Origin of the sequence: Moorena sp. SIO4E2, from assembly GCF_010671945.1 — a bacterium.
GTDB lineage: Bacteria > Cyanobacteriota > Cyanobacteriia > Cyanobacteriales > Coleofasciculaceae > Moorena > Moorena producens.
The window spans coordinates 1-8,143 of sequence record NZ_JAAHIE010000347.1 but is presented as its reverse complement, the minus strand read 5'-3'; the positions used below and the strand labels follow the sequence as shown (position 1 = coordinate 8,143).

At 45.6% G+C, this 8,143-nt stretch carries 9 protein-coding genes; 7 read left to right on the top strand and 2 right to left on the bottom strand.

The window, feature by feature from the left end; genetic code table 11:
• The first annotated feature begins 17 nt into the window (after window positions 1-17).
• A complete protein-coding gene (gene hemF, locus F6K37_RS26645) occupies window positions 18-1,052 on the top strand; it encodes an oxygen-dependent coproporphyrinogen oxidase (RefSeq protein ID WP_008178228.1) in 1,035 nt (344 codons plus the stop codon).
• A gap of 40 nt (window positions 1,053-1,092) precedes the next feature.
• The gene (locus F6K37_RS26640) at window positions 1,093-1,332 is read left to right on the top strand and encodes a hypothetical protein (RefSeq protein WP_287253375.1); all 240 of its coding nucleotides are present in this window, start codon (window positions 1,093-1,095) and stop codon (window positions 1,330-1,332) included.
• Between the two features lie 158 nt (window positions 1,333-1,490).
• Here F6K37_RS26640 and F6K37_RS26635 read toward each other — a convergent pair whose 3' ends face one another.
• Window positions 1,491-1,649 carry a hypothetical protein gene (locus tag F6K37_RS26635; RefSeq protein WP_287253377.1) on the bottom strand — a complete coding sequence of 53 codons (159 nt, stop codon included), beginning with the start codon at window positions 1,647-1,649 and terminating at the stop codon, window positions 1,491-1,493.
• A gap of 506 nt (window positions 1,650-2,155) precedes the next feature.
• Here F6K37_RS26635 and F6K37_RS26630 point away from each other — a divergent pair.
• Together F6K37_RS26630 and psb29 are read left to right on the top strand one after the other, a co-directional pair.
• Entirely contained in the window at window positions 2,156-2,524 is a 369-nt protein-coding gene (locus F6K37_RS26630) for an STAS domain-containing protein (RefSeq protein WP_008178225.1), read from the top strand.
• A gap of 441 nt (window positions 2,525-2,965) precedes the next feature.
• Window positions 2,966-3,739 carry a photosystem II biogenesis protein Psp29 gene (gene psb29, locus F6K37_RS26625; RefSeq protein WP_008178223.1) on the top strand — a complete coding sequence of 258 codons (774 nt, stop codon included), beginning with the start codon at window positions 2,966-2,968 and terminating at the stop codon, window positions 3,737-3,739.
• Between the two features lie 186 nt (window positions 3,740-3,925).
• Here psb29 and trxA read toward each other — a convergent pair whose 3' ends face one another.
• Window positions 3,926-4,243, bottom strand: coding sequence for a thioredoxin (trxA, locus tag F6K37_RS26620; RefSeq protein WP_287253372.1), 318 nt, complete (start codon window positions 4,241-4,243; stop codon window positions 3,926-3,928).
• 152 nt (window positions 4,244-4,395) lie between these two features.
• Between trxA and fabG the strand changes: the two genes are divergently transcribed.
• The 3 genes from fabG (at window position 4,396) to F6K37_RS26605 (ending at window position 8,055) form a co-directional block, all read left to right on the top strand.
• Window positions 4,396-5,172 (top strand): 3-oxoacyl-[acyl-carrier-protein] reductase, encoded by a 777-nt coding sequence (gene fabG / locus F6K37_RS26615; protein WP_008178219.1) that lies wholly within the window; start codon window positions 4,396-4,398, stop codon window positions 5,170-5,172.
• A gap of 120 nt (window positions 5,173-5,292) precedes the next feature.
• Entirely contained in the window at window positions 5,293-6,963 is a 1,671-nt protein-coding gene (groL, locus tag F6K37_RS26610; RefSeq protein ID WP_008178217.1) for a chaperonin GroEL, read from the top strand.
• A 477-nt stretch (window positions 6,964-7,440) separates the two neighbouring features.
• A complete protein-coding gene (locus F6K37_RS26605; RefSeq protein ID WP_008178215.1) occupies window positions 7,441-8,055 on the top strand; it encodes a hypothetical protein in 615 nt (204 codons plus the stop codon).
• Window positions 8,056-8,143: the final 88 nt, after the last annotated feature.

Below are 8,143 nucleotides of genomic sequence, written 5' to 3'. Positions count from 1 at the left end.
ACTCACTAGGATTGTTTATGACAGCTTTTCAGACGGACACAACAACTACCACTAATACCACTTCTTTACCTCCTGCCGACTCTAGGGAGAGAGTCAAGCAGTTGATGCAACAGCTGCAAGATACGATTTGTGATGCTCTAGTAAAAGTAGACGGAATTGGCACCTTCAGAGAAGATAAATGGGACAGAGACGAAGGGGGTGGTGGTCGTTCCCGTGTGATACGCGATGGTTCAGTATTGGAACAGGGTGGGGTTAACTTTTCGGAAGTTTGGGGCAAACAGCTGCCACCTTCAATTTTGAAACAGCGCCCCGAGGCAGCTGGACATGGTTTTTTCGCTACTGGTACCTCCCTAGTATTGCATCCTCGTAATCCCTATGTCCCCACGGTTCACCTGAATTATCGCTACTTTGAGGCAGGACCAGTCTGGTGGTTTGGTGGGGGAATCGATTTGACCCCTTACTATCCCTTTGCTGAAGATGCTGCCCATTTGCACCGCCAATTGAAAGAAGCCTGTGATGCTCATCACCCTGAGTATTACCCAGTGTTCAAGTCTTGGTGCGATGAGTATTTTTATCTGAAACACCGTCAAGAAATGCGGGGTGTTGGAGGCTTATTTTTTGACTATCAAGATGGCACGGGTAAACTGTATCGTGGTCCCCATCAAGATGGTCCCGCAGCAGCTTACAGTGAAAAGCTTGGGGATTTAGAGCCTCGCAGTTGGGAAGATTTATTTGCATTTGTCACAACCTGCTCTGAGGCATTTTTACCAGCTTATCTACCCATTGTAGAGCGCCGTCGCGATATGGACTATGGAGACAGAGAACGTAACTTCCAACTCTATCGTCGGGGTCGATATGTAGAATTTAACCTGGTGTATGACCGAGGCACAATTTTTGGTCTGCAAACTAACGGGCGTACTGAATCCATCCTGATGTCCTTACCCCCCTTAGTGCGTTGGGAATACGGTTACCAACCTGAACCGAATACACCAGAATCTGAACTCTATGAGACATTTCTCAAGCCTCAAGACTGGGCGAACTGGACAGCTTAAACTGTTGTCATATCACTTATGGCAATACTAGGATGGTTCGATGTCAGCTATCAGTCGTAAGTTATCAGCAGTCAGGTATCAGCAGTCAGGTATCAGCAGTCAGGTATCAGCAGTCAGGTATCAGCAGTCAGGTATCAGCAGTCAGCTTATGCGCTACGGGCACGCTTGGCCTTTGGCCACGCTCCGCGAACGCGAACAGCAGTCAGGTATCAGCAGTCAGGTATCAGCAGTCAGGTATCAGCAGTCAGGTATCAGCAGTCAGCTAATCAACGGTAGGTAGTAAATAAGCATCGGGGGTGCTGGTAGGGCTGGTTGAAATTCCCTGGTCGTTTTACTATCAGCTATCAGCTATCAGCAGTCAGATATCAGCATTCAGCTGACGTAATAGAGATTAAACCAATGCTTACCGGTTTGATTCAAAAGGTGATAGCACCTCAATTAGCGTGGCCTACGGCCAATGACTGATAGCTGATAGCTGAACGCGATCGCGTGTGCGTAGCACATAAGCTGATAGCTGATAGCTGATAGCTGATAGCTGATAGCTGATAGCTGATAGCTGATAGCTGGGGGAACATAGAATAGAAATCCAGGATTCATCCCCATTATTCCCTTAATCTTCAGGTCTTATGACCAGATTTGTGCAAAAATTTGGATACGCTCCCTGACATTTCACCAATCACTGTAAGCTAAACTAGCTTGCAGTGAGAACCTCCATGATCCCAATCACAGAGGGCTTGCTTTAAGAAAAGTCTTCCCCGCTTAATTTGTTAGTCAGGGTCTATGAATTAACAATAATTTCAGAGCTTTTCCAGTCGGGTGGGAAGCAGTCAGGGACTACAGGTGGCAATAGTCCTAATCGTTTGGGACGCACTCTCAAATCTTTATAAGTAGATTTGGGAAGGTTTCAATCAGCGGTAGCTGCGACAAGGAGCATGCACAAGCCTTGATAGCCGAGGGAGGCACACTTTAGCCTCAACGGGAGTAAACACAAAACCATGTGTAATTACATCACTACATTCAATGTGTCCATGGCCAGGATGGTTATTATTATAGTTTTGCTGAATGATAAGTAACTTTGATGAGCTTTTTTGTAGGAGGTGCTGATGGTTCATATCGATCAGAAAACTCATACTACTGAAGATGGTACAAATGTGATTGTTTTGAAACCGATTGGACGCTTGGACATCACTACAGCTTGGCCTTTTCGTCTGAAATTGCAAGAGTGTATTTCCCAACTGCGCAGGCATGTAGTGGTTAATCTGAGTCAGGTTGACTTTATTGATAGTTCGGGTTTGACATCCTTAGTGGCTGGCATGCGAGATGCTGACAAAATTAAGGGCAGCTTTCGCATTTGTTCTGTTCATCCAGACGCCAAGCTGGTGTTTGAAGTCACTATGATGGACACGGTGTTTGAAATTTTTGAAACGGAGGAAGAAGCCTTAGATGGTTTATCCAGTAGTATCGTCACCTGAATAGACATCTGCGACCCATTAGGTTTGAGATTAAGCTTGGTTTGGCTTCGGTCAATCTTTTAGCACAGATGTGTGATCAGAGCGTGTTAAAATAGCAAAGGTGCTGATTGACCCGACCGACGAAAAGGGCTTGAATGCTACTAGCGGCAGCTCGGGAAAATAACTTGGCTGAGCTTTGTAAAAATAAGTCCACAGCAAGTTGAAGTCCAATAAATCAAAGGACCTGCGGGAGGCGGGTTGCGGCCAGGGTAGTAGGGGAACAAAGCATTGAAATCCTACTGCGGGAGTAAGTGCGACAGAGCAAAACCTCCGGACGTTGATTAAGACCAATCTGGCATCAGCGGATGAAACTGGAAACCCCCAGCATCATCTTGGATTTGGTGGTAGGTGCTTCATGGGAGATAATAAAAATAATATAAAGCTTCAATTCTGATCTGCCTTGTGAATACTGTTCGCACAGTCTCGGATACTAAACGGGATTTCTACACCTATCACACTCGTCCCATTAACTCTATTTACCGACGTGTAGTAGAAGAGTTGATGGTAGAGATGCATTTGCTGTCGGTTAATGTGGATTTTAACTACGACCCCATCTATGGCTTAGGTGTGGTGACATGCTTTGACCGGTTTATGCAGAGCTATCAACCGGAAAATGATAAAGAATCAATTTTTAATGCTCTGTGTCAAGCAGTCGGAGGTGAAGCTCAGCAGTACCAGGAAGATGCCCAACGGCTCAAAACCAGCGTAGATTCTATGTCTGGGCAAGATTTGATCTCCTGGTTAAGTTCCCCAACCTCTGAAAATGGGAGTGGGGATTTGGCAACCACTATAGCTGCGATCGCACAAAATTCTCAGTTTAAGTACAGCAGATTGTTTGCCATTGGTTTATTTTCACTACTAGAGCAGACGGACTCGGAGTTAGCTCAAGACCAAAAGCAGCTCGAAGAAGTAATTAACAACATTAGCAGTGGATTAAACCTTCCTTCGGAAAAGCTACAAAAAGACTTGGAGTTGTACCGCAGCAACCTGGAAAAAATGGCACAGGCTCGGGTAGTGATAGAAGATGCCATTCAAGCTGATCGCAAAAAGCGGGAGGAGCGTGCTAAAGAGAAAGAAGAAAAATCAGCGACACCTAGCAGCGATTCCACCCCATCTGCCCCAGAAGAATCAGATTCCTCTTCGGATTCTTCTGAGGATGAAGCCCCATCTTCCTAGCTAGGTTTTTTTGATCTAACAGACTGATATCCCCCGGATAAATCCCAGATAAATCACGGGGGCTAATTCCATAACCCTGGTAAAAAAGGTCAAAGGGCAAGGTCGGTAAGCGATCAGCGATCAGCGATCAGCGATCAGCTGATCATCTCAGTCTGGGTATCAAGGACAATTTCACCCCAAATGATCTTAAATCAAAGCTTGTAATTGTTGAATCAGGTCTTCCGCTGGTCTGAGCCCCTCTATCCGTTGTTGAGGCTGACCGTTTTTAAACAGTACCAAGGTTGGTAACGCCTGAATCTGATACTGGGAAGCTAGCTGGGGGTATTTTTCTGTATCAATTTTTACAACTTTCAAACGATCTTTCAGCTCAGCATTGACCTGTTCTAGGATAGGAGCCATCATCTGACATGGCCCACACCAAGTGGCATAGAAATCTACCAACACCGGCACATCTGAGCCAGATAATAATTCTTGGAACGTTTTGAACTGCTTTTTAACGGCCATGAGCAAGAAACCTTTCCTAGTCCTTCTGCTCGATTCTAGTCCAAAATGATTGGAGCTGGACTAAGCTAAAGATTCCGGTAAAGTTAACTTTGGAGGAAACCTGTCCTGCCCACAGCACAAGATCAGGCAGGATAGAAAACAATTCAAGGTTTATGGAAACATTACAGACATCTGGGCAACCATCTTCGCAACAATTAAGCGATCGCATTGCCATCGTGACCGGTGCCTCGCGAGGAATTGGTCGAGCTGTGGCCCTGGCCTTAGCTGGGTCAGGGGCAAAGGTTGTAGTCAACTACGCCAGTTCCAGTAATGCAGCTGATCAGGTCGTAGGGGCTATCATTGATGCTGGGGGTGAAGCCTTAGCACTTCAGGCTGATGTGTCTCAAGCTGAACAAGTCGATGCCCTAGTTAAAGGGACTCTCGAAAAGTTTGGTCGTATAGACGTGCTAGTGAATAATGCTGGGATTACCCGCGACAACTTGTTATTGCGCATGAAACCCTCAGATTGGCAGGCAGTAATTGATCTGAACCTGACTGGAGTATTTTTATGTATCAAAGCAGTGAGCAAACTGATGCTAAAGCAAAAGTCTGGTCGGATTATCAATATTGCTTCAGTGTCAGGACAGATGGGAAACTCTGGTCAAGCCAATTACAGTGCTGCCAAGGCTGGTGTGATTGCCTTGACCAAAACCGTTGCCAAAGAGTTTGCTAGTCGTGGCATTACAGTCAATGCCGTAGCTCCCGGTTTTATTGACACTGATATGACCAGTGACCTTAAGTCAGAAGCCATTATCGAGCAGATTCCTCTAGGTCGTTACGGTAAGCCAGAAGAAGTAGCTGGGATGGTGAGGTTTTTGGCAGCTGATCTAGCTGCTGCCTATATCACTGGACAAGTGTTTAATGTCGATGGTGGTATGGTTATGGCTTGAACCCCCCGGCAGGTCTGTGTTTCAACTTCCGGAAAGTTGAAAATTGTCAGACGAATTAGCACTCTTCGTGTAAGAGTGCTAAATTTGCTAATGGAGACACAAAGCAAGTTCAAATAACCAATGGCAAAAATCGTTTCGTTTGACGAAGAATCCAGACGCTCATTGGAGCGGGGGGTCAATGCCTTAGCTGATGCTGTACGTATTACCCTTGGTCCAAAAGGTCGTAATGTGCTTCTGGAAAAACAGTATGGGGCACCCCAGATTGTCAATGATGGTATTACCGTTGCCAAAGATATTGAACTGGAAGACCCATTAGAAAATACTGGCGCTAGACTGATTCAAGAAGTCGCATCCAAGACTAAAGACGTTGCTGGGGATGGCACTACCACAGCTACCATTCTGGCTCAGGCCATGATTCGGGAAGGTCTTAAGAATGTGGCAGCTGGGGCAAATCCTGTAGCTGTGCGCCGAGGAATCGAGAAAACTGTTGCCGAGCTGGTCAAAGAGATTGAGGCCATGGCACAGCCGGTTCAGGGAACTGGGATCGCTCAAGTTGCTACAGTCTCCGCTGGTAACGATCAAGAAGTGGGTGACATGATTGCCCAAGCCATGGAAAAGGTCACCAAAGATGGTGTGATCACCGTTGAAGAATCCAAATCCCTCTCCACCGAATTAGAGGTAGTGGAAGGGATGCAGATCGATCGCGGTTATATTTCCCCTTACTTCGTGACCGATAACGAACGGATGACAGTGGAATTTGAAAACCCCTACATCCTGATTACCGATAAAAAGATTAGTGTTATCCAGGATTTGGTACCGATTCTGGAAAAAGTGGCTCGTGACAGCAAACCCTTGCTGATTATTTCCGAAGATCTAGATGGAGAAGCCTTGGCAACTCTGGTGGTGAATAAGGCCAGGGGTGTGTTGAATGCCGCTGCGGTCAAGGCACCGGGATTTGGCGATCGCCGCAAGCAAATGTTACAGGATATTGCAGTTTTGACCGGTGGTCAGGTAATATCCGAAGACGTTGGTTTGAGCCTGGATACTGTCTCCCTAGATATGCTGGGAAATGCTACCAAAGTTAGCATTGACAAAGACACTACTACCATAGTAGCTGGTGGTCAAACTAAGGCAGATGTAGAAAAGCGAGTTGAGCAAATCCGCCGCCAGCTAGCAGAAACTGACTCTGAATACGATAAGGAGAAACTGCAAGAACGGATTGCTAAACTGGCCGGTGGTGTAGCAGTCATTAAGGTTGGTGCGGCTACTGAAACAGAACTCAAAGACCGCAAGCTGCGGATTGAAGATGCCCTCAACGCTACTAAAGCTGCGGTAGATGAAGGGATTGTTCCTGGTGGTGGTACAACCTTGATTCGCTTAATAGAAAAAATTCCTGCACTGACAAACGACCTAGAGGAAGAAGAGAAAGTTGGTGGAAGGATTGTAGCCAAGTCATTAGAAGCTCCCCTGGCTCAGATGGCGGATAATGCTGGTGTTGAAGGTTCCGTCATTGTAGAGAAAGTACGGGAGAGTACTGGTAACGTTGGCTATAATGCTGCTACTGACACAATTGAAGACTTGATTGTTGCAGGTATTATTGACCCTGCTAAGGTAGTACGCTCATCCCTACAGAATGCTGCGTCTATCGCTGGTATGGTCTTGACCACAGAAGCCCTGGTGGTAGAGAAACCTGAACCTAAATCTGCTGCTCCTGCTCCCGACATGGGCGGCATGGGCGGCATGGGCGGCATGGGTGGCATGGGCGGCATGGGCGGCATGGGCATGATGTAGTGTCATGATCTAGTGCCATTAGCTAGTGCCATTAGCTAGTCTCTTGCTTTGCTAGCATAAAGCCTTAAAGCGGCTTGTCCCTGAGGACAGGCTGCTTTTTGATTGGTTAGGACTTACGCATTTGCCCCCGTGGGTCCCCCAAGCGAGCAATCCCTCGCTTGGGGGACTTTGACATCATTACCCCCCAGAATTGGGGGGCTAGGGGGGCGAAATCAACTTAACCGCGTAAGTCCTGTTGGTGATTAGTAATGGGGTGAATCAATATTGAGTAAACTCATTTATGGGGTATAATTTACCAATCCTTATCCATATAGCGCTACGCTTAGCGTCAGAAGTCACAAGTCAGAAGTCAAAAGTTTACTACAACAGGTTTTCAGCTTTTAGCAATGTCCTAACTTTAATGCGTAGTGCTATACTCTACTTCTTCCCATTAAGGAATAAAACCTTCAACTACTATTTTTCAGAGGTTTACAATAAATGGATAACGACCAAAACTTGCTAATCCTGACGATTTATATAATCGGCGTTACTTACGTTTTGTACAAAGCTTTCCAGGAAATAGACCAACTCATAACGGTTAAGGTAGACTCTGATGCTATCAATCAGGAACTGGAAAAGAACAATCTTAAGGATTTCATGGAAGTCAACTTTGGCTTCGATCCTAGCTATAAATTGGATGACTTAAAGGATCTTAAACTGAGTGTTAAAAATAAATCCAACGAGAATCCTGTTTATATTGAAATAGACTGGGACAAGAGTCTGATCACTGACTTGGAAAATAATTCCCGACCCATGATTTGGGTAAATTCTGATGATATGGAAGAGGCTCCCAAAAGCCAAGACGTTGGGAAAATTCGTCCTGGTCAAAATTGCGAATTTAAGCTTAGTGATGAAAATATTAAAAATGCGTTGTTTCCAGTAAAAGACTTGAAGAATGCGATTAAAAATGGTGGCAAATTTAATCTCCAATTATTATTTAATTTCTTTGAACCAAATACTGGAAATAGCCGTTCGTTCTACTTACCCTGTAGGTTTACACCGATCAAGTTACACTGGACTCAGGCTATAGTTCTTGCCTTGCAACCTCAATAGGAGTATAGCGTTTATGAAGCTTCCACCACCGTTAAGCGCCGAGGTGGTGGTGTCCTATGCTAATTTGGAGTTAGCCTTAACCCACAAA